Origin of the sequence: uncultured Thalassospira sp. (genome assembly GCF_963976115.1) — a bacterium.
Classification (GTDB): domain Bacteria; phylum Pseudomonadota; class Alphaproteobacteria; order Rhodospirillales; family Thalassospiraceae; genus Thalassospira.
On the sequence record NZ_CAXBJJ010000009.1, the window covers coordinates 26,948 to 52,414 of the forward strand.

The window sequence follows — 25,467 nt, forward strand, 5'->3', positions numbered from 1 at the left end:
TGTATCTGCCCCCGGCCAAACAGTTAGCAATATACATTGCCGACAATAGCATTGCGCAGGTTGGCACAATAAAGCAATGGCATCGGGCCTGATTTAACGTTAACACATGAAAGGGGTGATTTTTGAGGGTCCAGGGGATTGATGCCGTCAAAAAAAATGACGCGGGGAATTTTTCAGCAGAGTTCTTCTAACGTGCCAACCACGGGTCAACAGGCACGGCTTGTTTGTATCGATGAACGAACAGGCCCGCATTGGGTTCTGTCGGTTTTTTGCATCTTGTTTACAGTATTTTGCGCAACGTTTTTCCTGCCCGGCAAGACCGCCTGTGCCCAGGGTACGGGTCTCCAGGGTGCGCGCCTCATTGTCACACCACCGGGTAAACAAACCCTGTTTGACATGTCCCTGACCCCATACATTATCCGCCTGAGCGACCCGCAACGATCCCTGTCTTTTCGCGATGTTGTCGACCGCCCTGACCAGGATTTTGTATCGATCATCACCAGTCCCGGTACTGGATATACCCGGGATGCCGTTTGGTATCGCGCCGAATTCGAGGTAGAATCCTCCCCCAATACCCAAACAGTGTCATCACAAAATATGCGCCTGTTTCTGGAAGTCAGCCCCCCCTATCTTGACCGGATTGACGTCGCCATTTTCAGCCTGAATGAACAAAAATTCATCTGGCGTGATCTTTTGGGCGACACAATCAAGGTCAAAAGGGACACCATAAAAAACCGCAGTCATACAACCCGCCTTCCCGCCCTGATGCCCGGCACATACAGGATCATCTTTCGTGTGGAAACAACCAGTTCCAATCTTCTCTCGGCCAGCTTTCGCAATGACTCGACCCTGATGTCCCGGGGAGGACGCGCCCTGATTTTGTCGAGCATACTGGTTGCTGCCCTGGTGGTGATTGGCGGTGTTTACATTACTGGCGGCATGCTGATCCGCGATATTTCCCTGTTCTGGTACGGCTGCTATGTTTTATCCGTTGCAATACTGGGCATCGGCCTTTCCGGGCTGGGCATTTTGCTGTTGCAACCGCTTGGAACAGCCCTGAACGACATTGTCACCGGTGGTGGTACCGCCCTGTCGGTGGCGACCAGTGTCATGATGTGGATCACGGTGATTGACCTGCGCCAGATCAGTTACCGTCTTTATCGCGCCTATTGTATTTATGCGGGGACCGCCGCCGCGATGGCCTTTTTGGCCCCGACACCCTTTTATGTCGATTTTGGCCATTATTTTCTATCCTTTCACCTTCTGGTGCTGTTGAGTTTATTTTGCTGCCTGATTTATCGCGTCTGGCTTAACCCGCGCGGCATGCACTTGTTCTATCTTTTTGCGCTGGGCCTTCCCTGTCTTGCGGCACTGATCTATATCGCCTCGCTGGTCGGACTGGCACCAGCCAACCGGCTAACCCAGACCATTTATCCTGTATCGACCCTTTTCCATCTGATTTTGATGGGAATGGCCATGGCCTATCGAACCAGCTATCTGGAAAATGCCCGCGTTGCCGCCCAAAGCCGCCGCTACCGAACCCGCCAGCTTGCCGAAGAACAACGCGAATTCATTACCATGCTGGGGCACGAATTTCGGACCCCGCTGGCCATCATTCAACGGTCCGCCGAACTGATTTCACTTCACCTGGGCGAAGCAGGAGCCGGGATTGTCGACCGCATGGCGCGTATCCGCAGCCACGCGGGCCAACTATCGGCACTGGTTGATGTTTTTCTGACAAAAGACACGCTCGATCGCGGTGCCTTTACTCTGAACCTTCACCCCGTCAATCTTTTGAATTTTCTCTCTGACATTGTCGATTCAATTGATCAGGAAGGCACTCAGATTGACATTACGCTGCATGGCGATGCCAGTACTGCCATCATGGCCGACCCCACCCTGTTAAAACTCGCAATTGCTAATGTCATAGAAAATGCACGTAAATATGCACCAGGTTCACCCGTTTCGGTCGATTGCAACCATCGCGGGGATGGCTATGCCTATATCCGTGTGCTCGATCATGGTCCTGGTATGAACGAAGAAGACCTGTCACAGGTTTCAATGGCGTTTTATCGCGGAAAAACATCAGACGGAACACGTGGCGTTGGCCTTGGCCTGCACATTGCCAGCCGCATTCTTGAAGCACATAACGGCTCTATCACCATGTCTGTCGCCGAAAAAGGTGGCACCACCGTCGTTTTCAAGCTGCCCATTGATCGCGATGCAACCATTCATAACATCCGCCATAACAGCCAGCGGATGGTAGCGAGGCGGAATGCGCACAATGGGGGGGCAGAATAATGGTCCTTCTTTCCGCCATATGCCAAGCCGTAAATGCCGTTACAAGCGCCCCTTCAAGGCCGCTTAAAACCGGGCTGGTTTGCCTTTTGTTTGTGGTTCTGATAACCGTGCTTGATGTGCAGCATCGCACAGCATGGGCGGATTTGGCGCCACCCGTTAATATTTCTGCCCCGACCTCGGACGATATTTTGTTCACCGGGCATATCGCCAGCTTTCAGGATCCCGAACAAAGCAAAACCCTTAACGATATCCGCGCCCTGCCCGACAGTGCCTTTACCGCACATTCCAATATTCCAGCCTTTGGTTATACCAACAATGCCATCTGGTATCGCATTGATCTGATTGCTTCCGGGCCGATCGGTGAAAGCCGCTATCTCGATATCGGGCCAATCTTTTTGAACGAAATCAATGTGTATCTGACTCAAAAAGACACTTCTGCGCCGCTATGGTCGGCTCTGTTGGGGGACCATTTACCCTCAAGCCAGCGGCCGGTGCTGGCACCGGAACATCTGGCGACCTTCCCGGCCATCGATAAAGGAAAATACAGCCTTTACATCCGCACCCAGTCAAACAGCACCCAGTTTATCGAAGCATCCCTGCTATCAAATGATGTGCAAATAAGCCGCTGGTCTCTTGGCCTGGTCGCCAAGGGACTTTTTATCGGTGTCGTGATGATGATGGCGGTTATTTACGTCATTGTTGGCATCTTTATCCGCGATTACGCGGTTGCACTTTATGGGGTATGCCTTGCAGCATTTGGCACATTAGCCTCGGCAGTTGGCGGCGTGTTCCTGACCATCTTTGCACCGGAATGGCCTTATACCAGTGACTTGCTGGTTGGGGCAGGCACCGCCATCAATATTTCAGCGGCCAGCCTGCTATGGGTTCATATCCTTGATATTGGCTCGGAATGTCGACTTTGTAAAAAGATTTTCTGTGCATATTCCGTTGTTGTTCTATTGGGGGCGGTGACTGCCACCTCGCCGCTTTACACCATATTTGCCAGCTATTGCCAGTTTTCGCACACCGCCATCATGCTGATTTACATTGGTTTTCAGATACGGCGCATCATCCGAAATCCGCGCTTTATTGTGCACTGGATTTATCTGACGGTCATGGCCGTGCCAACGGTGGCACTGATGATCTATTATCTGGCCTTAAACCATCTGTTGCCGGTCAATAATTTTACCGAAGCAGCATACCCCTTTGCGCTGCTTGCCCATCTTGTACTGATGAGCGCGCTGATGGGCCTGCGCATCACGGCCATTGACCGGGACCGAATAAAAGCCGCCACCATGGCAGAAAGCACCGAAAACCTGGTTCAGGAACAACGCAAACTGGTTTCGATGCTATCGCATGAATTTAGAACACCCCTGGCTGTTATCCAGCGTGCCGCCGAAATGGTGACCCTGCGTTTACACAAAGAAGCTGCCGCAAATGGCACCTACGACGTTCCGCGCCCCGTAACCGACCGCCTGAAACGCATCCAGGATCAATCTGGCAAACTGGCCCGGCTGGTTGATGTATTTTTAGGAAAAGACAATTTAAACGCACCGCAATTTGCCCTCGCCCGCAAACTTATTCCGGCAAAAGGATTCCTTGGCGAATTTACGGCGATGGCACAGCGCGAAAATGCTCAGATCGGTCTTCGCTATAGCGGCAAGGCCAACAGCGTTCTTTATGCCGATGAAACCCTGCTGAGCCTGGCATTAACCAACGTCATTGAAAATGCCCGCCGACAGTTGCCCGGCGAAACGATTTCACTGGTCGCGGAGGAAGAACATAAAATGACCCTGAAAATCGACATTTCTCATCCGGGTCTTGTTCTTGATGAAGCTGCAGATATCGAAGCGCTACGCAATTCGCTGTTTTCATTTCACAGCCCGATTGAGCCGGAAACCGACCCAAACCGCTTTTACGAGAAAAAAACCGACCCTGAAAGTTTGCTGCCCCGAAATGAGATCGGGTTGGGGCTGCACATTACACAGCGCATCATTGCCGCACATGGCGGCAAAACAGACATTGTCACCAACGCCGAAACCGGGTTTAACATCCGGATCACATTGCCACTGGAATCACCATTATAAGGTAATTACAGGTTTACAGCGCAAGACAAGACTGCCAACGATCAAAACAATCTCGGCCTATGTTCATTTGAACATTTCAAGCAGACCGCATCAGGCGTTTGAACGGGCCTTGGCGGCAACGGCCTCTGCCTCGGGTTCGTCACCGACAATAACGGCTGGTGATGCAAATGCGTATCCGCGACCATAGGCGGTCCGCACAGGCAACTCGTCCCCGATATCCTTGGAAATTTTCTGCCGAACCCGGCGGATCGCCGTATCAAGATTGCGACAGTTTTCAGCAGTATCGGCTTTACCAAGCGCACTGACAATGTCAGGCCGGGTCAACCATCCGCCATTTGCCTCGATCAGGACACTGATGATGGTCCGTTCCCCAGCCGTCAGAACGGCATTGCCCCCTTGCGGGGACGTGAGCGTCCAGTTCAAACGATCAAGCGTCCAGCAGTCATTCGAATTTTCGACCACCGATTCGCCGGTTGTTTCAACAGAATTTGTCGATACGCGCCGCAACAACGGTCGCAAGGCCGCCTCGATCACCGAAAGCGGACTGTCCTTGGTCAGGTAAACATCTGCCCCCGCCTGATACCCCGCTAAATGCTGATCCATGCCAGAAAGCGATGTCAGCATCATGATACCGCAATCAAGTTTGTTGCGGGTGAAACGCGCCAGATCGAACCCGTCCGCATCGGGCAGCATGACATCGAAAATAACAGCGTTCGGCGTCAGATCATCCAAAGCGCGATGAAATTGCTGCCCGGTTTCACACCCGACGACGTCGAACCCGCAGATCTCCAGATACTCGCAAAGATCGCGGTTAAGGTCCTCATTGTCTTCGACCACAAAAATACACGCAGCCATTTATTTCTGCTCCGACTACCCGATAGCACCAAAAGGCTTTTACAATATGACCCTACATAGATGTCAATATTCAAACGGATTCGTTTTTCTCCTGGCGACAGGAAAAAAGTTCGCGCAAATCAGTATTTTCGCAAAAACATAAAGTTCATCCGATCATAGACATATGAAGATAATGAACTTCAATAGCAAGGCTGAAGCCAGCAGTGTCAGAAAGTGACAGAATCATTTTGCCTTCAAAACAGACAAGGGAGGTGCCTTTAACAGACTACCTCCCCGTCAATATCACCCGCCCCGGACAGGCCAAAGCAGCATCAGACTGTGCCCATTGCCGAAGCAATGCCAAGGGCCTGTGCTGTTTGTTCAACGTCATGAACGCGCAAAATCTGCATGCCCTGGCGCCAGCCGTTAAGTGCAGCAGCCAAGGACCCGCCCAGTCGTTGTTTGGGCTCTGCCGAGGGGTCAATTTTACCGATAAAGGATTTACGTGACGCGCCCAGCAAAACCGGGCATCCCAAACCATGAAAGATCGACAGGCGAGACAAAAGCTCCATATTGTGCGACAGGGATTTTCCAAATCCAATGCCCGGATCAACACAGATACGATCCCGGCTGATACCCGCGCGCTCGCAGCTTTCGATACGATCAAGCAAATAATCGTACACATCGAGCACAACACAATCATATTGCGGATTATTTTGCATCGTTCCCGGTTCGCCCTGCATATGCATCAGGATCACCGGTGCCGTGTCAGACTGGCTGACAAATTCCAGCGAGGCTTCATCGCCTTCAAGGGCCGTTACATCATTAATGATCTGCGCCCCGGCATCCATTGCGGCGGACATAACCGCCCCGTGACGGGTATCAACAGAAACACAATGTCCGTCATCCGCAAGGGCGCGAACAACCGGAACAACCCGTTCGATTTCCTTATCAATCGACACAGTCGCCGCACCAGGGCGGGTCGATTCACCGCCAATATCAAGAATGGACGCCCCCTGCCCGGCCAAGGCCCGGCCATGGGCAATGGCGCGTTCCGCCGTATCATGATCGCCGCCGTCGGAAAAACTATCTGGTGTGACATTGACAATGCCCATGATATGAGAACTTTCCATATCCTGATTGGCAAATGCCCGGCGATTGCCCGTTAGACGGTCCAATACCGCATTGATTTCGTCAACCCGACCGGAATTCTGCACCCAGCCTTCCAGTGCCAGTAACGGCAAAATCATACTTTGGGCACCGCCGCCATCGCGGCGCCGGATAATTTCAAGGGCCGAAAAACCACGCCGCCCGCCCGCAAGGGGCAAGGTCTGCGGGTCATCCGCCCGGTCGATAAAGCCTGTCGGCACGTAATAAAGCGGTCCATCAAAATCAGCAAAGCCCCGCACATCGGCGGGGCTTCGCAGGACCGATCCCTGGATCTTGTCCATAGGTCAGCAAACTTTCATCTTAATTTCCTGGCTGCGGCTCGGGTGACAGATCCCCCTTACCTTCACCAGGATTTTCCTTGCGCACGCCCGATGCCGGAACAGCAGAGCGACGACCCGTGTTGCCACTATCTGTGCCCGTACCACCGGTATGCCCCGGACGATTGATTTCCTCGCCGCGCAGCAAGGCTTCGATTTCCTTGCCGCTCAGGGTTTCATATTCCAGAAGCCCTTTGGCCAGGATATGCAAGTCATCGATATGTTCGGTCAAAACACGACGGGCAAAGCTAAGAGCTTCATCCGAGAAACGACGAACTTCTTCATCAATCAGCTGTGCGGTTTTTTCCGAAACATTCTTATGCTGGGCAACCGAATGCCCCAGGAATACTTCTTCCTGGTTATCGACATATTTCACGTTACCCAGTTTTTCGGAAAAGCCCCATTCCGTTACCATCTTGCGCGCATATTGCGTCACCATATTGATGTCGGAAGATGCCCCGGTGGTGACCTTGTCCTTGCCGAAAATCAGTTCTTCAGCAACGCGCCCGCCCATGGCAACGGCCAGATCGGAAATCAGCTGTTCATAGGATTTTGACAGCTGATCACGTTCCGGCAGGCGCATCACCATCCCCAACGCACGACCGCGCGGAATGATGGTTGCCTTGTGGATCGGGTCAGATGCCGGTGTATGCAAGGCCACCAGCGCATGACCACCTTCGTGATAGGCCGTCAGTTTCTTTTCGTCATCGGTCATGATCATGGAGCGACGTTCCGCGCCCATCATGACTTTGTCCTTGGCGTTTTCAAAATCCGACATGGTGACAACGCGCTTGCCAAGACGGGCTGCCGCAAGGGCTGCTTCGTTGACAAGGTTGGCCAGATCCGCACCCGAGAACCCCGGGGTTCCACGGGCAACCGTACGCAGTTCAACGTCCGGTCCCAACGGAATCTTGCGGGCATGCACACCAAGAATTTGCGCACGGCCTTCAAGATCGGGGTTTGGGACAACAACCTGACGATCAAAACGGCCCGGACGCAGCAATGCAGGGTCCAGAACGTCAGGACGGTTGGTTGCGGCCACCAGGATGACACCTTCGTTGGCTTCAAAACCATCCATTTCGACCAGAAGCTGGTTCAGCGTCTGTTCGCGTTCATCATTACCACCGCCAAGACCGGCACCACGATGGCGGCCGACAGCATCAATTTCGTCGATAAAGATGATGCAGGGTGCGTTCTTTTTTCCCTGTTCGAACATGTCACGCACACGCGATGCGCCGACACCCACAAACATTTCGACAAAGTCAGAACCCGAAATGGTGAAGAACGGGACATTGGCTTCACCCGCAATGGCACGTGCCAAAAGGGTTTTACCCGTGCCCGGAGGGCCGACCAAAAGCATACCTTTGGGGATTTTGCCACCAAGACGCTGGAACTTTTGCGGATCGCGCAGAAAGTCGACAACTTCTTCAAGTTCGTTCTTGGCTTCTTCAATACCGGCAACGTCTTCAAAGGTGACCCGACCGGACTTTTCGGTCAGCAATTTTGCCTTTGATTTACCAAAGCCCATGGCTTTGCCACCGCCGCCCTGCATCTGACGCATGAAGAAAATCCATACGCCGATAATCAGCAGCATCGGGAACCAACTGATCAGCGCGCTCATCAGCGGCGACAGCGATTCTTCAGGCTTGGCAACAATACGAACACCCTTCTTGTTCAGTCTGTCAACAAGGTCGGGATAGTTCGGCGTGTAGACATTGACGGTGCGACCGTCGCGCGTTTGCGCCGTAAGAGTTTTGCCCTGAATGGTCACTTCAGAAATCTGCCCGGAATCTACATCCGACAGAAAGTCCGAAAATGCCAGCTGTGACTGGCCCGACCGTCCGGATGGCGACTGGAACAGGTTAAACAAAGCCACCAAAAGAATGGCTATGATGACCCACAGTGCGAGATTTTTTCCCATATTCTTTCCAAGCTACTGGTCGCGAACAATATCCGCCACTACGCGGCAGGCACCCCGCGACATGACCTGCACCATCAGATAATATCAGGCAGGCCCGGCGCAAGTACGAAGTCACGGATTTGCGACGAATTTAAAACCACCTTCCCACAAAGGGGCCGATGGTGCAAACCGCCACGTCACTTTGATCACCCGAAACAGTTCCAAATGATCTGTCGGGCAACCGGCGGCGGATAATACGTCGGAAAGTGCACAAATCTCAAGGCCAGCGACAGATAAAGGCTGATCTTGCCACAACAAAAGCGGCAATACCGCCAGCGCCTGCCGGGGCCGGGATGCCCAAAACGGCACAGTTCGTGCCATCGCCCGGCGAAAGACACGCTTGTGAAACGGGTCACACACCGCCAATGGCACAATGCTAAAACCAGTCATATCGCCGCGTGTGGCGGTTTTTTCGGGTAATTTCAGGCAAAGTTCGAACCGGTTATCCCACCGTGTCAGGCCGTGCGACAAAACCGGTTGCGGGGATACATCCATCCGCCCGGCTTCCCGATAAATCAAAATATGATTTTCACGCCGATGCAGCACACACCCGGCAAGACTGTGCCGCGCCGCAGTGTTTTTCTGCAATAATCGCAAAACATGCCTGACCGAGTCTCGCGCCGGGGCATATTGGCCACCGCCGATAATTCGTAAAACATGGCCGATGCCATAGGCGGCAATATCAAATTCACCGACACCAACATTCGCCCCCGCGGCATCCCCGTCGGCTTTGATGTCGCAATCCGCCATGAACGGCCATTGAACCGAGGCCGCACCATCCGCTGCGACAAAAACATACCGGGCCAAAAATCCTGCAATGGCCTGTTCCAGGTTCTGGCGTGCATATGCCTGTGATGAAAAATCACCCGCGCCGACAGCACACAATTGCAGTCTTTGCCGCATTCGCACCCGCTCAAACGCAAGATTGCTGTTCGATGGGTCTTCGATCCAGTTTTGCCCGCCGGAATGAGGATCGCTATCCGCTGTTTCGCTTCGGCCTGTTCCACAAGGCACGATCCCGGCTTTTTCCAGCGCCATCAGTGTTGCCGACAGGTCTTTGCGGGCAACGGGCAACAAAGGGCGCAAAACCCGGCAGTGGCGCAAATATCGCTGTGCAGACATGCCCGCCAGCCCGATGGGACCACTTTTACGATCCTGTCGCATGGCAACTGTTTCGGCCTGATCATTACAATGATGGGCCACAAGGACATGTAAAATACCAAGTTCCCCGGCCAGATCATCAATCAGACGATAGCGTGCCGCGCGCGCTTCTTGCTGAATAGCGGCACCGGGTTTGGGGCCGGTCCAACGCAACGTCATATGCGTGATGCCGTATTTGGCCAGTTGCCGTTTCACCCATTGCGCCTCGCCCGCCGCATCTGCGCGCAACCCGTGATCCACGGTAACGGCAACCAGCTTGCCAGCATGATCCGCACACCAGCGTGCCGCCAAAATAGCCAGGGCCATACTGTCCGCGCCGCCCGATACCGCAACCATCAGCCGTGGCTTTTCCTCAAACGGCGCAAAAGGCGCCATCAAGGCGGAAAAAGAAGCGGCGTCCAAGGGAACCCCGTTAGACGCCGCATTATCTGGCAAGACAGTCGTCATAATTGCCATTACAGCCTTATTTGCATTTCCGGTTTTTCTTTTCCTGCCGCGCGCGATCAAGAATAACCGTCGATGATCCTTCAAAATTGCTCAGCAAATGATCATAGGTCAGGCAGGCATCGTCGGTTTTACCCAAATTAGCCAGCGACATGCCCAGTTTCAGCAAATTGTCTGCCGCTTTCGGACTATCAGGATAATTCTGGAAACCCTCGGTAAAAGCCAGTGATGCCTGGTCATAATTGCCCCGGACATAAAAGGTTTCGCCCAACCAATATTGAGCATTCCCTGCCAACGGGTCCTTGGGATGGGCCTTAACAAAGGCCCGCAAGGCGGCTTCAGCTTCGGGGAATTTTTGCTGGCGCAATAAACCAAAGGCATAACGGTACTGGTCTTGCGGGGTACCTGCGGGCAGCACACCATCCGACGCGCTGGCAGCCGTAGCGGCGGCTGCGGCACTGGCACCTGCCGCACTGGCGGCACCATTCGCACCGGCCTGCGGACCAGATGGAATTTCAGGAGCCTCGCCCTGCCCCTTGATCACACCAAACAGACGGGTGCCGTTTTTATCCAGCGGCTGTCCGGCACTTGTTCCGTCAGGATTACCACTGCCGCCACTGGAATTGGCACCTGCCGCGCCTGGCTGATTACCGGCATCATTTGCCGGGGCCATCCCGCCGGTCGCCGCACCTGCACCGACACCGGCCTGCCCTGTCTGGGTGCCTTTGCCTTCAAGCTGGCTTAAACGGAAATCAACATCGGAAATCAGGCGATCAAGACGATCCGACATCTGCCGGACCTTGTAACCCTGTTCTTCGATCTGACCGGTAAGCTGGGTTATCTGGGCCTGCAAATTATCAAGCTGAACCTGCTGGCGCGCCGCAGCCGGGGCGTTGCCCCCTCCCGCTGTTCCCGCAGAAGCCGCACCGTCAGCAGGCGGGCCTTCGCGGTAAACATAACGTTGCAGCAGATCAAGATCCTTGCGCAACTGCTCAACCTGGCGCGACACCGAGGCGTCCTGCGCCATTACCGGGGACGTAAACCCGACAGTCAAAAACCCCAAAATCACCAGCGCGCCCATGCGGGCCAGCAGAGACGGGCGTGTATGATGCGAAACTGGCAAGGCGGCGGAGGCCGCATTCCGAGATAGCAAGGAAACGCCACGGATCATGACGGGTTCTGGTCGGATCATTTCCCGGTCCTTTACGGTCAATTTGGCTAACATGCATCAGATTTCAAACAAAAATCGTTGCGCTGTCAAACGGCAAAAATAAGGCGCCTGCCCCGAAACCGGGACAGGCGCCTGAAATCAAACCGGATTTAAACCCGGCCGCGATTAACGGACAACCGTTACAGCGCGACGGTTTTTAGCCCAGCTGGCTTCGTCATGACCCAGAGCAACCGGGCGTTCTTTACCATAGGAAATGGTTTCGATGCGGGACGGTTCAACGCCCAAAGCAATCAAATAATCCTTGGAAGAGTTCGCACGGCGTTCGCCGAGTGCAAGGTTGTATTCGCGCGTGCCGCGTTCGTCGGCATGGCCTTCAACCAGAACAGTGTATTGCGGGTATTTCTTCAGCCAGGCAGCCTGGAGTTCCAGGGTGCGACGGGCTTCAGCCGACAGGTCATACTGATCGTAGGCAAAGAAGACGCGATCGCCAACATTAACCGCAAACCATTCCGGGCTGCTTTCAGAAAGCGCATTCGAAGTGGTGGTTTCTGCAGGCTGGTTCATTGTAGAGACACCCTCGCCCTGCGAAGTCGCAGCGCTGTCAGGTGCTGTTTCACAAGCGGCCAAAAGAGCGGCAGCAGCAAAAACACTCAGAATCCGAAGTTTCATTTAAGTTTTCCCCTTAACACCGGACGCATTCGCCCGAGTTGGTTTTACCATGTCTCGCGACACCATCACATGCTCGTTTAAAAACGAATCGCATACGGTGTTTCGCGAAGACTATACAATTGAGAAATCAGGGAATCAAGGGTGACCATGCCGGATCTGATCCATCCGCCGGTGTAACGATTTCGCGTTCGTTATACCCGGTCAAATCAATCGAAAACAGGCGATATCTGTCCTTGGTTCCGTCCTTGGACGGGATTTGACGATGAAACATCAAAACCCGACCATTCGGTGCCCATGTCGGGCTCTCGACGAGATACCCTTCAGCCAGCAACCGTTCACCACTGCCATCTGGCCGCATAACACCAATATAGAACCGACCTCCTTGCGTCTTCGTGAAGGCAATCAGGTCGCCGCGTGGAGACCAGACCGGTGTGGAGTAAAGTCCCCCCCCAAAACTGATCCGTTGCACGCCACTTCCATCTGCATTCATCACGTAAAGTTGTTGTCCGCCACTACGGTCCGAGTTGAAAGCAATACGCGACCCATCAGGCGAATAGGATGGCGATGTATCAACCGCGGGGTGCCGCGTCAACTGGCGCTTTTCGCGGGTGCGCAAATCCAGCGAATAAATTTCACTATTGCCGTCCAGGGCCTGGCTCATAACCACCGAATTGCCATCTGGCGAAAATCTTGGGGCGAAAGTCATCCCCGGAAAATCACCAAGGAGTTCAAGCTCTCCGGTGTCGATATCAAGAACATAGACCCGTGGTTTGTCGTTAAAATACGACATATAGACCACTTCCTGTGCAGTCGGCGAAAACCGTGGGCTTAGAACAAGAAACTTGCCGTCCGTCAGGAAACGATGGTTGGCACCGTCCTGATCCATGATGGCCAGCCGCTTGATCCGGTGGGTCGCCGGTCCCGATTCGGAAACATAAACGATGCGGGTATCGAAATACCCGGTTTCACCGGTTATGCGTTTATAGATCTCATCAGCAATTTTGTGAGCGATCCGCCGCCAGTTGCCCGGTTGTGTGCGATAAGCAACACCGGCCATCTGGTTTTCGGCCAAAACATCCCACAAACGAAATTCCACCCGCAATAACCCGTTTGCCTCGGTCAGGACCCGGCCATTGACCAGAGCCTGGGCGCCAATTGTACGCCACTCGGCAAAGTTAGGATTAACCGCCAGCGAACTGGCGCTCTGGATAAAGGCTTTTTCATCAATCGTCTTAAAAAGCCCGGAGCGCGCCAGATCGTTGTTGATCACCTTGGTAATATTTTGCCCGGCATCCGTCTCCGAAACGCCCTCACCAGCGAAACGTGTTACGGCAATCGGCATCGGTTTGACTTCACCGCGCGTAATATCAACACGCAATTCCGCCTGCGCCGGGGCGGCCGCAGCAATGGTCAAGCCAACAGCAACGGCAAGGGCACACAGGCAAGATAGCCCGCGCACATGCCAGTGTCGTTTAAAAGCCTTGGTCTTGGTTCTCATTCTGCCTCGCTTTTCTCCACGCGTTTTCAAAAGGATAGCTTATTAACCCGTCAATTCACGCGCGTCAAAACGAGCGTGAATTTGCGCTAGAATTGATTTTTATCCAGCGGCACTTTCAAAGGTCAGCATTGCGCTTTTAGCACATCATTTTGTGCAGATTTCGCTATGCAGCATTGGCGAAAGTTACCATCTGCTATTATCCGATTCTTGTCTATCTTCAACGGTTTGTCAGCATCGCTAATGCGGTATGCAAACATTCACAACGTTAAAAGACAACAATTGGCAATCAATCCGGCGAAATTAGGGTCGCTTCGCCACAATTTCACAAACAATTCTTAAATCAGCCTATAAACCCAACATTTCCCTCATGTTAAAGGTCATCACGACTGTATTCCAAAGGTCATATTTATTTTCCGGCAACTTAAGCGGGCTGCACGCCGGGTTACGAACGGCCCGCAATGCACTTTCAGCAACTGTCCGCTTTGATATATCATTGCCAATTTCATTCCGATTGGCAATTTCGGCACTCCGCACCGTCCGGTCCGGGTTCACCTGAATATTCAGATAAACCACAAAATCCGCATCCTTCGATCCGACAGGCGGGTTCCAGCATTGCGCAATCTGCCGCTTCAAGGCGTCAAGCTCGCTCATGCTCAGGCGATCAGACAGGCGCGTTGCCGTCGGTTCGCTGGCCGCTTCCTTGGCTGGCTTTTCCTTGGACTGGTCTGGCACAGGCTCTTGCGTGCTTTCGGTCTTGCGCACATCTTTCAAAATGTCGGCAAGGGTCCGTTTGGGCGCAGGCTCGGCTTTCTTCTCCGGCTTGGGCGCGGGCTTTGGCTCGGGCTTGGGTTCCGGTTTTGGTTGCGGTTTGGGATCAGGCTTTTTCTCGGGCTTGGGATCAGGTTTCTTTTCCGGTTTCGGCTCCGGCTTTTCAACCTTCTTCTCAACCGGTTTCGGCTTGGGCTTTAACACGCCAACATCGCTTTCTGGCACAGATGCCGCTTCCGGGGCTTTTTTCACCGCCGGTTTCGGTTTCGGCTCAGGTTCCGGGACAGGCTTGGCTTCCGGTTTCAGCTCGGGCTTGGGTTCGGGTTTTGGTTCAGGCTTGGGCTCTGGTTGCGCCTGCGGTTTTGGCTGCGGCGCGGGTTTTTCCTTGGGCTCGGGCTTGGCGGCCGGTTTGGTATCGGGCTTGGGCAATGGTGGTGCCTTTTTCTGGGCTGCCGCAAATTCGTCCACAGTCACCACATCGACCGAAACCGACTGCATTTCCAACGGCTCGGGCTTAAACAAGTCCGGCAAGCCAAAATAGGCGATCAAAAGGATCGCCAAATGCACCGCCAGTGAAATCAGCACATTACGCAGCATGACCGTTTATTTGCCTTTATCTGGCAGATCGGCGATCAGGGCGACCTTGCTAAAGCCGGCCTCGTTTATGCGCCCCATCAAATCCATTACCTGACCGTAATCGACGGCCTTGTCGCCCTTCACAAAAATGCGGGTTTCCTGCTTGTTTTCCGTAATTGCCCGCAATTTGGCCACCAGGTCATCGCGGTCCACTTCGCTATCCATGATATAGACAACGCCGTCCTTGGTCAGCGACACCACCAAAGGCTCGTCCTGGCCTGTCATTTGGGTCGCACTGGCCTTGGGCAGGTCAACATCCACCCCGGCCGTAATCAGCGGTGCTGTCACCATAAAAATAACCAGCAGCACCAGCATGACGTCAACCATCGGTGTGACGTTAATCTCGCTCATGGCCTTGCGACCACCGCGCCCCCGCCGACCACGACGCCGACCGCCGCCGGAATTTCCCGAAGCTAGTTGTCCGCCCATCTGTCAGTCCCGTTTTTCGTCAAGCTGGCGAGAAAGGATCGAACTGAATTCATCGACAAACGCCTCAAGGCGATTACCATAACGGTTCAGATCGCTTGAAATTTTGTTATAGGCCACAACAGCAGGAATAGCCGCAACCAGCCCAATCGCTGTCGCAAACAGGGCCTCGGCAATGCCAGGTGCGACAACAGCAAGCGATGTGTTTTTCGACGCTGCAATAGACTGAAACGATGCCATAATACCCCAAACGGTGCCAAACAGGCCCACGAACGGTGCTGTCGAGCCAACCGATGCCAGAAACGTCATATATCGTTCAACCCGGTCCATCTCGCGCCCCAGGGTCACTTCCATGGCCCGCTCAAGACGTTGTTGCAGACGGGCGCGCATGGTTTCACCACTGACGCCACGGGCATTGGAGCGGCGCCATTCGCGCATGGCCGAGACAAAAATGGCTGCCATCGGGTCCTTGGGGCGATCGGCGATACGATCATACAGGTCTTCAAGCGACCCACCCGACCAGAAGGCTTCTTCGAACTGGTTGGCCTGGGCACGCAATTTGCGCAGGCGGAACATCTTTTCAAAAACAATCGCCCAAACCCAGACAGAGGCCATCAACAGGCCAATCATGATCACTTTGACCACCAGACCAGCCTGGAGGAACAACCCCCACATCGACATGTCGTGCGCCATAACCGACTGGCCGAGCGACACGGCATCGATAACCTGATTTTCCATCGTTTCTTTAGCCCTCGTTCACATCGAGATAGTCACTGAACACATTTCTTAATTCATCCGGCAGACGTTGCGCCCGAAAGGTTTCCAACGACATGCAGGCCAGAACGATCTCGATCACGACCAGTTCCTCGCCGTCCCGCATAATCTTTTGTTCAAACCCCAGTGACGCACCGCCAATGCGGATCAATCGACTTTCGACAGTCAATCGATCCTCTAGCCGCGCAGTCCGACGGAAATCGACGGTACAATGTCTAACCGCTATGGCAACTTTGTGGCGTTCGGCAATGTTTCTATTGGAAAAACCCAATAAATTTATCATTGACGTTCGCGCACGCTCGGCAAAGGCAAGATACTGCGCGTGATATACAATTCCACCGGCGTCGGTATCTTCATAGAACACGCAAAGCGGGTATATGTGCCGCTTGCCAACTATTGCCCCCAGCAGCTGATCTGTCATGCTTCACCCTCGTCATTTGCATTTTTCAGGGCTTCGCTTTCAAAAAGGTCGGCCATTGGCACCCCGCCCTGATTGCGTGGCGGGGTTAATCCCAAATGGGTAAAGCCCTTAACGCCCAGCATCCGGCCGCGCGGCGTGCGCTGTATCAATCCCTGCTGCAACAAATAGGGCTCGATCACATCCTCGATGGTATCGCGTTCCTCAGACAGGGCCGCAGCCAGCGTATCGACGCCAACAGGACCACCGCCATAATTGCTGGCAATGCAGGTCAGATACCGCCGGTCCTGGCTATCAAGCCCCATCTTGTCGACCTCAAGCCGGGTCAGGGCAGCATCGGCGATAAAGGCGTTCACCGGCGACTTGCCTGCCACAACGGCAAAATCTCTTACCCGGCGCAACAAGCGCCCGGCAATACGCGGTGTGCCCCTTGACCTGCGGGCAATTTCCATTGCGCCGTCACGCGTCATGTCAAAATCGAGCAACCGCGCCCCGCGGGCAACAATATCAACCAGTTCTTCCGGTTCGTAAAATCGTAAACGCAGCGGAATACCAAACCGGTCGCGCAGCGGCGTTGTCAACAACCCGGACCGGGTTGTCGCCCCAACCAGAGTAAAAGGCGGCAAATCGATCCGCACCGAACGGGCCGCTGGCCCCTCGCCAATGATCAGATCAAGCTGAAAATCTTCCATGGCAGGATACAGGATTTCTTCAACAGCCGGGTTCAGACGGTGAATTTCGTCAATAAACAACACATCGCGCGGCTGCAAATTGGTAAGAAGGGCGGCAAGATCGCCTGCCTTGGCAATCACCGGGCCCGATGTTGCGCGAAAGCCAACACCAAGTTCACTGGCAACGATTTGTGAAAGGGTTGTTTTCCCCAGCCCGGGAGGCCCGAAAAAAAGCACATGATCCATGGCTTCTTCACGCCCGCGCGCGGCCTGAATAAACACATCAAGATTTTCGCGCACTTCCTTTTGCCCGGTAAAATCATCCAGACGCCGGGGGCGCAATGATCCATCCTGACGGTCTTCGTCGCGGCGTTCGCCCGTCAACAACCGGTCATCTTCGTCGCTCACGCGCTAAGCTCCTTTAGTCCCAAACGGATCAGGGTATCAAGATTACGGCTTTCACCGGCCAGTTGAACAGCCTTGCCAACAGCACCAAAGGCCTCGGAACGACCATAACCCAGGTTAACCAGGGCCGATACAGCATCGGCCATAATCGCCCCGTCATCCACAACCGGGGCTTTTGGCGCGACCGGCTGCGGTTTTTCTGCCCGTTTGCGGGTGGGTTTTGGGGCCTGGGCCGCCGCCCCATCAGGCGATGAAACCGGCATTGCCGGGGCCGCCGGTGCGGCGACCGGCCCTAAATTCAACTTGGCAGCCTTGTCTTTCAGCTCGCCGACAATCCGGGTCGCCACCTTGGCCCCTACCCCCGGTGCACGGCACAGGGCCGTGGTATCTTGCGATGCCAGGGCGCGCAAAAGATCGGTCGGCGATAAAACCGACAACAATGCCAAGGCAACCTTCGCACCAACCCCCTGCACGGTGGTTAACAGGGAAAACCACTGTTTTTCGGCATTATCGGCAAAACCATAAAGGTGAATATGATCTTCACGCACATGGGTTTCGATGATCAGCCCCGCATCGCCCCCGGCCTGCGGCAACATGGACAAAGTCCGGCGCGAGGCAAACACCAGATAGCCCACACCGTTAACATCAAGGATAACGCTGTCTTCGCCGATAAAATCGACAATACCGCGCAATTTGGCAATCATCGGGCAGATCCCCCGTTCTGGTTCTGATACCGGGCCAGCATCATGCGGTTTCCGGCATGCTGGGCATGGCAAATTGCAATCGCCAACGCGTCTGCCGCATCGGCACCGGCAATTTTGCACCCCGGCAACAATGTTGAAACCATCATTTCGACCTGCTGTTTGGCAGCATGCCCGGCCCCAACCACGGTTTTTTTAATCGCATTCGGGGTGTATTCGGCAACAGGAATGCCCATTCGGGCCGGGGCCAACAAGGCCACGCCACGTGCCTGCCCCAACTTCAGGGTCGAAACGGGGTTTTTATTGACGAAAGTTTCCTCAACGGCGGCCTCGTCGGGCTCCCACTGATTGATAATGTCGGTCAGACCGGAATAAAGCTGCACCAGCCGTTCGGCAAGCGACAATGCCTGGGTCGAGGTAACGACACCATTGGCAACATGGCGCATGTGATTGTCGTTCAGGTCGATTACGCCCCATCCAGTACGCTGAAGACCGGGATCGATGCCGAGAACCCTGACCACGTGACAACCACCTGTTGTTATAATTGACGCCAAAATAAAATACGCCCGTCATTCAAAGCAAAATGACGGGCGCAGGCAAGATCAGTTATCAAGGGCCGCGACAATTTCGTCTGTCCAGTCGACATTGGTCCAGACATTCTGAACGTCGTCGTTGTCTTCAAGCACATCAACAAGTTTCATGATGCTTTGTGCCTGATCGACCGTCACCTCGGCCGAAACCACCGGACGGAACACCAGTTTGGCACTTTCCGGATCCCCAAAGATCTCGGTCAGGGCTTCACGCACTGTGTTCAAGTCTTCGATTTCGGTTTCGATAACATGGCTGTCGTCATCTGATTCCGCATTGGCCGCCCCTGCTTCAAGGGCGGCTTCAAAAATCGCGTCGGCATCGCCTTTGTCCGCCGGATAAACGATTTCGCCAATTCGGTTAAACATAAACCCGACCGACCCGGTTTCACCAAGGTTGCCGCCATGCTTGGCAAAAGCAGCACGCACTTCCGATGCCGTGCGGTTGCGGTTATCGGTCAGCGCTTCAACGATCACGGCAACCCCGGCGGTGCCATAACCTTCATAGCGGACTTCTTCAAAATTGTCGCCTTCCCCCGCACCGAGCGCCTTTTTAATGGCGCGATCGATATTATCCTTGGGCATGTTCTGCCCGCGAGCCGCCGCAATGGCAGCACGCAAACGCGGGTTGCTGTTAATGTCGTCGCTGACCTTTGCCGATACCGTGATTTCACGGGCAAGTTTGGTAAAGATCTTGGCGCGCTTTTTGTCCTGCGCGCCCTTGCGGTGCATGATATTTTTAAACTGGGAATGACCGGCCATAACCTGAAACCTGTATTCTTGAATTACGTTATCGATCTGGTGCCGCCCGGGCCCCGTATCGAACCGCCACCAATACATAAAGTATTCTGTGCCGTTCCGACATTGTGAAAACCTTTCTTGCGTTTGGTCCCGCCAAAGTCCCCTTATGAACAAGGCGGGCAAACGCAACGCAAGCTCCTATAACGTGTTTGCTGCCCAAGGTCCAGCCATCGCGCGCACATTGCCTTGCAAACAGCGCCCCCGCCCTTTGTCGACAAATTTCGATGGCAAAACTGCACGGTCATTGCAACAAAGCCAGCTAACCCAATCATACCATACTAACGAATAGGAAAATTTTACTTTATGAGGGTCGCTTGCCTATTGCAGAGGTTCTCATAATGAAACAGTATCGAAATATAAAATGACGACGCAACAATAATGCAAACAAGGTTTGAGCCCGCGAAAGGTAATCAAACCGGAAAAAGGGTGGAAACGCGGATACCTTTCAGGAGGTCCGTGCCTCCAAAACCGGTGGGGATGAACACCGGCGCAACAAAAAGGTAGGACAGAATGGGAAAAAAAACAGGGACCCCAACACAACCCAAACCCGGCAAAAAGCAAAAAAAACAACCGTCTGGTCTTGGTGTTAAAGGTAAACTTCTGATTTCGTTTACCCTGGTCGGCCTTATGGCTGTTACCGCAGTGATCGTCGGGGTATTTTCTTTTGGCCGTTTTGGCGTGACGCTTGCCGATATTACTGAAGACAAACTGCCCCCCATGTTCGCAGCACAGCAACTGGCAACCGAAAGTGCTGAAATCGTCGCGATAGCGCCGCGCATCATTGCCGCAACCAGCCCCGACGAAGAACAGGGGGTCAAGGATGAACTTGACCAGCGACTGATCGGATTAAAAACCAAGATTGACCAATTGCACGATGCGGGCCTTGAAACCGACATTCTCGATGAAATTGACAAGAACCGCCAGCAACTTGAACAAGCCCTGACCGCGTTGCATGACGCAACCAAGGCGCGCTTTGCAATTTCAACTGAAAAAACCGAAAAAACCCAAGCTTTTCAGGACTTGAGCAAACGGTACGGCGATACCTTGAAGCCGCTTCTGTCCTACACTCAAAATGATATCGCCCAGGCCGATGCCGAGGTCAAAAAGCTTCGCAAGGACCCGTCAAGCAGCGATGATTTCACGAAGGAAGACGTGCTGGCGCAATATTATAAATTGCATGACGCCGTACAAACCCGTGCGCCAATTCTCGATATTGAGCGCCAGGGGGCAACGGCCACCAACATGATTATTGCCGCCACCACCGAAACCCAGGTGGTGCGCCTGTCCATCACCGCCGTTCGGGTTCGGGGCAACTATGCCGATGCCCGCACCCTGATAAACGGGATGGATAACGAAAAGCTGAAAAATTACTACAACGACCTGATCAACAAAATGGAAGCCCTTTCCATTGGGGATGGAAGTATTCCCGATTTGCGGACCAAGGAACTCGCCGCGATCAATACCGCCCAAAAATTTGTCACCGAAAGTGCCCAGTCGGCAAATACCCTGCGCGCAGGTGTGGCTCAATTGGTCGACGCCCTGCAAAACAAAGTCGATACATCGGCTGCCAATGCCGAAATATTGCAAAAACAAAGCTCGACCATTCTTTATGCCGTCGGCATTGCTGCAATTTTGCTGTCGCTGGCAATTTACATGTTTTATGTGCGTGGCAGCCTGTTGCGTCGCCTGGAAGGTTTGCAAAAAACCATGGTTACACTGGCCAGTGGCAACCTGGATGTCGCGGTTCCGGTCAAGGGAAATGACGAAATCACGGCGATGGGCCGTGCCGTCGAGGTATTTAAAGAGAACGCCCTTAAAGTTCGTGACATGCAGGCCGAAGAAGAACGCCTCAACCGCGAGCGTAATGAAAGCCTGCGTGATGAACTGCTGTCACTGGCCGACACGCTGCAAGGTGAAGTCGAAAGTGCGGTTGGCGAAATTGCCGCCCTGGCCGAACAGTTACAGGGTGTCTCGGGGCAAATGAGCCAAAGTGCCGAACTGGTTTCAACCCAGAGCGAAGACGTGGCCTCTTCGGCACAGGAAGCCACGAGCAATGTGGAAACCGTTGCTGCCGCAACCGAACAGCTTTCGGCATCGAATGCTGAAATCAACCGGCAAATGGCGGAATCAACCCGCATTTCCAACAACGCAGCGCAAAAGGCACGCGAAACCAATGAACTGGTTGTCAGCCTGTCGCAATCGGCCAATCGCATTGGCGAAGTGATCGCCCTGATTACCGACATCGCCGAGCAAACCAACCTGCTGGCCCTGAATGCCACCATCGAAGCCGCCCGCGCGGGTGATGCGGGCAAGGGCTTTGCTGTGGTTGCCGCCGAGGTCAAAAACCTTGCAAACCAGACCGAAAAAGCCACCGATGAAATTACCGGTCAAATTTCCGGCATTCAAAAGTCAACCAGTGAATCGGTTTCGGCCATCGAATTGATCGGCAGTATCATTGAAAATATCAATGAAATTGCCACCACTATTTCGGCTGCGATTGAACAACAAGGATCGGCCACCGACGAAATCACCCGTAATGTTCGTGGCGCGGCAGACCGGACCCGGGCCGTTTCAAGTTCAATCACTGATGTCGCCAGTGAAACGGCAAAGACCGGCGAATTGTCCGGTCAGGTTTTGCAAACAGCGCAAACAGCATCAGAAAAAGTCGAGAATCTTCGGAGCAGAATTAATACGATCCTCGAAGATTTGCGCAAACAGGCCCACGACCGTGCCGCATCGTAACGAAATGGCCCTGAAACGGTTCTATGTCAGGTTCTGAGGAAATATCTGGTATGATCAGACCAAACCCCACTCAAAATTCGGGTGGGGTTTTCCTTTGCCAGCTTAAATACAACAATACATTTCAAACGATAAAATCCCGGGCCTTTACTTCAGACATTGCCGGGATCGGTAAAACGGCGCGGGATAATTAATGAAACACTAATGAAAACCATAAGTTGAATATATGTAATACAACAGCACCAATCAGGACCCGCAAGATGATAGATTCGCCTAAAATGCGACTCTGCTTGCAAAATTGAACGTAAAAACCCTGATGCGTCTGTATGTATCACGACCTGTGGTCACAATTTCAATACCAGAAGAATAATATACGTCGGATTTAGAATAAGTTATCTATGCATCTGTACAAAATACAAAGCGATTACTTGAATTTTGTCGATATGTTATGAATAAAAAGAAAATTCGGGGGTGGGCCGGTTGGGGACAATCAACAATCCGGCCTGCAACATGCCTAAAGACATTTTGAATTTTCCGGCTTCCGCAATAACGCGGCAGCACGGGGTGGCATTGTGAAAGCAGACGCTGAGGATCTTGTCCTTCCCAGTCAGGCCTGTCACGTGCCAATCGCAGAACACAGGGTTGAGACTAAATGCAACAGACGACAGGGGGCCGGAACCAACGAAAATCCGTGCAAAAAAGTGGTATGGGCGTTCGTGGAAAACTGCTCGTTTCCTTCGCGCTGGTTGGGCTGATGGCCGTTATCGCCGCAGCTGTTGGTGCCGTTTCATTTGAACGGTTTGGCGCACAGCTTGATAACATCACCGAAGAAAAACTGCCGCCGATGTTTGGGGCGCAACAACTGGCAACCGAAAGTGCTGAAATTGTTGCCATTGCTCCACGCATCGTTGCCGCGTCGACACCGCAAGAAGAAGAAACCGTAAAGGCGGAACTCGACGACCGGATTGTGTCCCTGAAAAACCGGGTCGAGCAGCTCCGTCAATCCGGCATGCAGCCAGATACGCTTGATGTCATCGAAAGCAACAGCAAACAGTTGCAAGACACCCTGGCCCAGTTGCACGATCTGACGCAGAAACGGTTCCAGATTAGCGAAGAAAAGTCCCAAAAGCTCACCGAGTTCCAGCAACTGTCGGATCGTTTCGTCAGTACGCTGAAACCATTGATGACGGTGACGTCCAACGAACTTGGCCAGATTTCTGAAATGGTCAAGGAACTGCGTAAAAGCCCGTTCATGCAAACGCGCCAGCCGCGCGAAGACCTGATTTCGTCGCTGTTTAAATATCACGACAGTGTCAGCAAACGGGCCCCGCTGGTCGCACTGACCAACCTTGGCAACCAGATTTCAAACATCGTTATCGGTTCAGCCTCTGAACGCGATGCAACGCGGTTGTCCATTGTTGGTGTGCGCGTCCGCGGCAGCTATTCCGATGCCAAAAACATGCTCCAGGATCTGGACAACCCCAAACTGATCAGTTTTTACCAGGACCTGATCGACAAGATGCAGAAGCTTTCCGTTGGGGATGGCAGCCTGCCCGATTTGCAATCGCGCGAGTTAAAGTCAGCCATTGATGCCCAGCAACTGGTTGCCAAGTCGGCTGAATTTGCTTCGGCCATGGGATATAGCGTCGATCAGGTTGTTGAAACCCTGCAAAGCGACGTTGATAGTGCGGCAACTTCTGCCCGTAACCTGCAACAGCAGGGATCGCTTATTCTCTATATCGTTGCGGCTGCGGCTGTTTTGCTGTCGCTGGCAATCTACGTCATTTACGTCCGTGGTAATCTGTTGCGCCGCCTGGATGGCCTGCAGCAAACCATGATCAAACTTGCCGATGGCAATCTCGAAGTGGTGGTCCCGGCCAAGGGCAACGACGAGATTTCCGCAATGGGCCGTGCCGTCGAAGTCTTTAAGGACAACGCCCTTAAAGTTCGTGACATGCAAGCCGAAGAAGAACGCCTGAACCGCGAACGCAACGAAGCCCTGCGCGACGAATTGCTGGGCCTGGCCGACACGCTGCAAGACGAAGTCGAAAGTGCCGTTGGCGAGATTGCCGCCCTGGCCGAACAGTTGCAAGGTGTTTCGGGGCAGATGACCCAAAGTGCCGAACTGGTTTCGGGACAAAGTGAAGAAGTGGCCACCTCGGCCCGCGAAGCGACCAGCAATGTTGAAACCGTTGCTGCCGCAACCGAACAGCTTGCGGCATCGAATGCTGAAATCAACCGGCAAATGGCGGAATCAACCCGCATTTCCAATGATGCAGCGCAAAAGGCACGCGAAACCAATGAATTGGTTGTCAGCCTGTCGCAATCGGCCAATCGCATTGGCGAGGTGATCGCCCTGATTACCGATATCGCCGAGCAAACCAACCTGCTGGCCCTGAATGCCACCATCGAAGCCGCCCGTGCGGGGGATGCGGGCAAGGGCTTTGCCGTGGTTGCCGCCGAGGTTAAAAATCTTGCAAACCAGACCGAAAAAGCCACCGATGAAATTGCCGGTCAGATTTCCGGCATTCAGAAATCCACGGGTGAATCGGTTTCGGCCATCGAAATGATCGGCAGCATCATTGAAAATATCAATGAAATTGCCACCACCATTTCGGCAGCGGTTGAAGAACAGGGTGCCGCAACTAACGAAATCACCCGCAATGTTCGTAATGCAGCCGACCGCACCCGGATGGTTTCGACCGCGATCACGGATGTTGCCACGGAAACCGGCAAAACCGGCGAATTGTCAAGCGAAGTCCTGCAGACTTCGCAGGATGCGGCCAAGAAGATTCAGACCCTTAACAACCGCATCAATTCCATTCTGGAAGACTTGCGTCACAAAGCCCATGATCGCGCGGCTTCCTGATCAGGTCTGACGAAGCTTTAAATAAAAACGGCCCGTCACAGATATGCGACAGGCCGTTTT

The 25,467-nt window shown here is 53.6% G+C and carries 19 protein-coding genes; 4 read left to right on the forward strand and 15 right to left on the reverse strand.

Features of this window, described 5'->3' with window-relative positions; all coding sequences use genetic code 11:
• The first annotated feature begins 396 nt into the window (after positions 1-396).
• Complete coding sequence (locus AAC086_RS13025; protein ID WP_339779153.1) at positions 397-2,301, forward strand: sensor histidine kinase; 1,905 nt, start codon at positions 397-399, stop codon at positions 2,299-2,301.
• On the forward strand, positions 2,301-4,388 hold the full coding sequence (locus AAC086_RS13030; protein WP_339779155.1) for a sensor histidine kinase: 2,088 nt from the start codon (positions 2,301-2,303) through the stop codon (positions 4,386-4,388). The genes AAC086_RS13025 and AAC086_RS13030 overlap by 1 nt, the downstream gene beginning before the upstream one ends.
• A 90-nt stretch (positions 4,389-4,478) precedes the next feature.
• Here AAC086_RS13030 and AAC086_RS13035 read toward each other — a convergent pair whose 3' ends face one another.
• From AAC086_RS13035 to AAC086_RS13105, 15 genes are all read right to left on the reverse strand, one after another.
• A complete protein-coding gene (locus AAC086_RS13035; protein WP_339779157.1) occupies positions 4,479-5,243 on the reverse strand; it encodes a response regulator transcription factor in 765 nt (254 codons plus the stop codon).
• 311 nt (positions 5,244-5,554) lie between these two features.
• Positions 5,555-6,673 carry a dihydropteroate synthase gene (gene folP, locus AAC086_RS13040; protein WP_339779159.1) on the reverse strand — a complete coding sequence of 373 codons (1,119 nt, stop codon included), beginning with the start codon at positions 6,671-6,673 and terminating at the stop codon, positions 5,555-5,557.
• Positions 6,674-6,692: 19 nt separating this feature from the next.
• Positions 6,693-8,630 (reverse strand): ATP-dependent zinc metalloprotease FtsH, encoded by a 1,938-nt coding sequence (gene ftsH / locus AAC086_RS13045; RefSeq protein WP_339779161.1) that lies wholly within the window; start codon positions 8,628-8,630, stop codon positions 6,693-6,695.
• 111 nt (positions 8,631-8,741) lie between these two features.
• Positions 8,742-10,232, reverse strand: a complete 1,491-nt coding sequence (tilS, locus tag AAC086_RS13050) for a tRNA lysidine(34) synthetase TilS (RefSeq protein WP_339779163.1) — start codon at positions 10,230-10,232, stop codon at positions 8,742-8,744.
• A gap of 61 nt (positions 10,233-10,293) precedes the next feature.
• The gene (gene ybgF / locus AAC086_RS13055) at positions 10,294-11,466 is read right to left on the reverse strand and encodes a tol-pal system protein YbgF (protein ID WP_339779165.1); all 1,173 of its coding nucleotides are present in this window, start codon (positions 11,464-11,466) and stop codon (positions 10,294-10,296) included.
• 144 nt (positions 11,467-11,610) lie between these two features.
• On the reverse strand, positions 11,611-12,114 hold the full coding sequence (gene pal / locus AAC086_RS13060; protein WP_339779167.1) for a peptidoglycan-associated lipoprotein Pal: 504 nt from the start codon (positions 12,112-12,114) through the stop codon (positions 11,611-11,613).
• A gap of 127 nt (positions 12,115-12,241) precedes the next feature.
• Positions 12,242-13,612 (reverse strand): Tol-Pal system beta propeller repeat protein TolB, encoded by a 1,371-nt coding sequence (tolB, locus tag AAC086_RS13065; protein WP_339779169.1) that lies wholly within the window; start codon positions 13,610-13,612, stop codon positions 12,242-12,244.
• A 345-nt stretch (positions 13,613-13,957) separates the two neighbouring features.
• Complete coding sequence (locus tag AAC086_RS13070) at positions 13,958-14,977, reverse strand: energy transducer TonB (RefSeq protein WP_339779171.1); 1,020 nt, start codon at positions 14,975-14,977, stop codon at positions 13,958-13,960.
• A gap of 6 nt (positions 14,978-14,983) precedes the next feature.
• A complete protein-coding gene (gene tolR, locus AAC086_RS13075; RefSeq protein ID WP_339779173.1) occupies positions 14,984-15,445 on the reverse strand; it encodes a protein TolR in 462 nt (153 codons plus the stop codon).
• 3 nt (positions 15,446-15,448) lie between these two features.
• Positions 15,449-16,180: a protein TolQ gene (gene tolQ, locus AAC086_RS13080; RefSeq protein WP_339779175.1), complete on the reverse strand. Its 732-nt coding sequence runs from the start codon at positions 16,178-16,180 to the stop codon at positions 15,449-15,451.
• A 7-nt stretch (positions 16,181-16,187) separates the two neighbouring features.
• Positions 16,188-16,637, reverse strand: coding sequence for a YbgC/FadM family acyl-CoA thioesterase (locus tag AAC086_RS13085; protein WP_339779177.1), 450 nt, complete (start codon positions 16,635-16,637; stop codon positions 16,188-16,190).
• Positions 16,634-17,713 (reverse strand): Holliday junction branch migration DNA helicase RuvB, encoded by a 1,080-nt coding sequence (gene ruvB, locus AAC086_RS13090; RefSeq protein ID WP_339779179.1) that lies wholly within the window; start codon positions 17,711-17,713, stop codon positions 16,634-16,636. The genes AAC086_RS13085 and ruvB overlap by 4 nt, the downstream gene beginning before the upstream one ends.
• On the reverse strand, positions 17,710-18,414 hold the full coding sequence (ruvA, locus tag AAC086_RS13095; protein ID WP_339779181.1) for a Holliday junction branch migration protein RuvA: 705 nt from the start codon (positions 18,412-18,414) through the stop codon (positions 17,710-17,712). Before ruvA ends, ruvB begins: the two co-directional genes overlap by 4 nt.
• Positions 18,411-18,932 carry a crossover junction endodeoxyribonuclease RuvC gene (gene ruvC, locus AAC086_RS13100; RefSeq protein ID WP_339779183.1) on the reverse strand — a complete coding sequence of 174 codons (522 nt, stop codon included), beginning with the start codon at positions 18,930-18,932 and terminating at the stop codon, positions 18,411-18,413. The genes ruvA and ruvC overlap by 4 nt, the downstream gene beginning before the upstream one ends.
• An 81-nt stretch (positions 18,933-19,013) precedes the next feature.
• The gene (locus AAC086_RS13105) at positions 19,014-19,760 is read right to left on the reverse strand and encodes a YebC/PmpR family DNA-binding transcriptional regulator (protein WP_339779185.1); all 747 of its coding nucleotides are present in this window, start codon (positions 19,758-19,760) and stop codon (positions 19,014-19,016) included.
• 549 nt (positions 19,761-20,309) lie between these two features.
• Between AAC086_RS13105 and AAC086_RS13110 the strand changes: the two genes are divergently transcribed.
• Both AAC086_RS13110 and AAC086_RS13115 read left to right on the forward strand, forming a co-directional pair.
• A complete protein-coding gene (locus tag AAC086_RS13110) occupies positions 20,310-22,541 on the forward strand; it encodes a methyl-accepting chemotaxis protein (RefSeq protein ID WP_339779187.1) in 2,232 nt (743 codons plus the stop codon).
• 649 nt (positions 22,542-23,190) lie between these two features.
• Positions 23,191-25,407, forward strand: coding sequence for a methyl-accepting chemotaxis protein (locus tag AAC086_RS13115; RefSeq protein WP_339779189.1), 2,217 nt, complete (start codon positions 23,191-23,193; stop codon positions 25,405-25,407).
• Positions 25,408-25,467 lie beyond the last annotated feature (60 nt).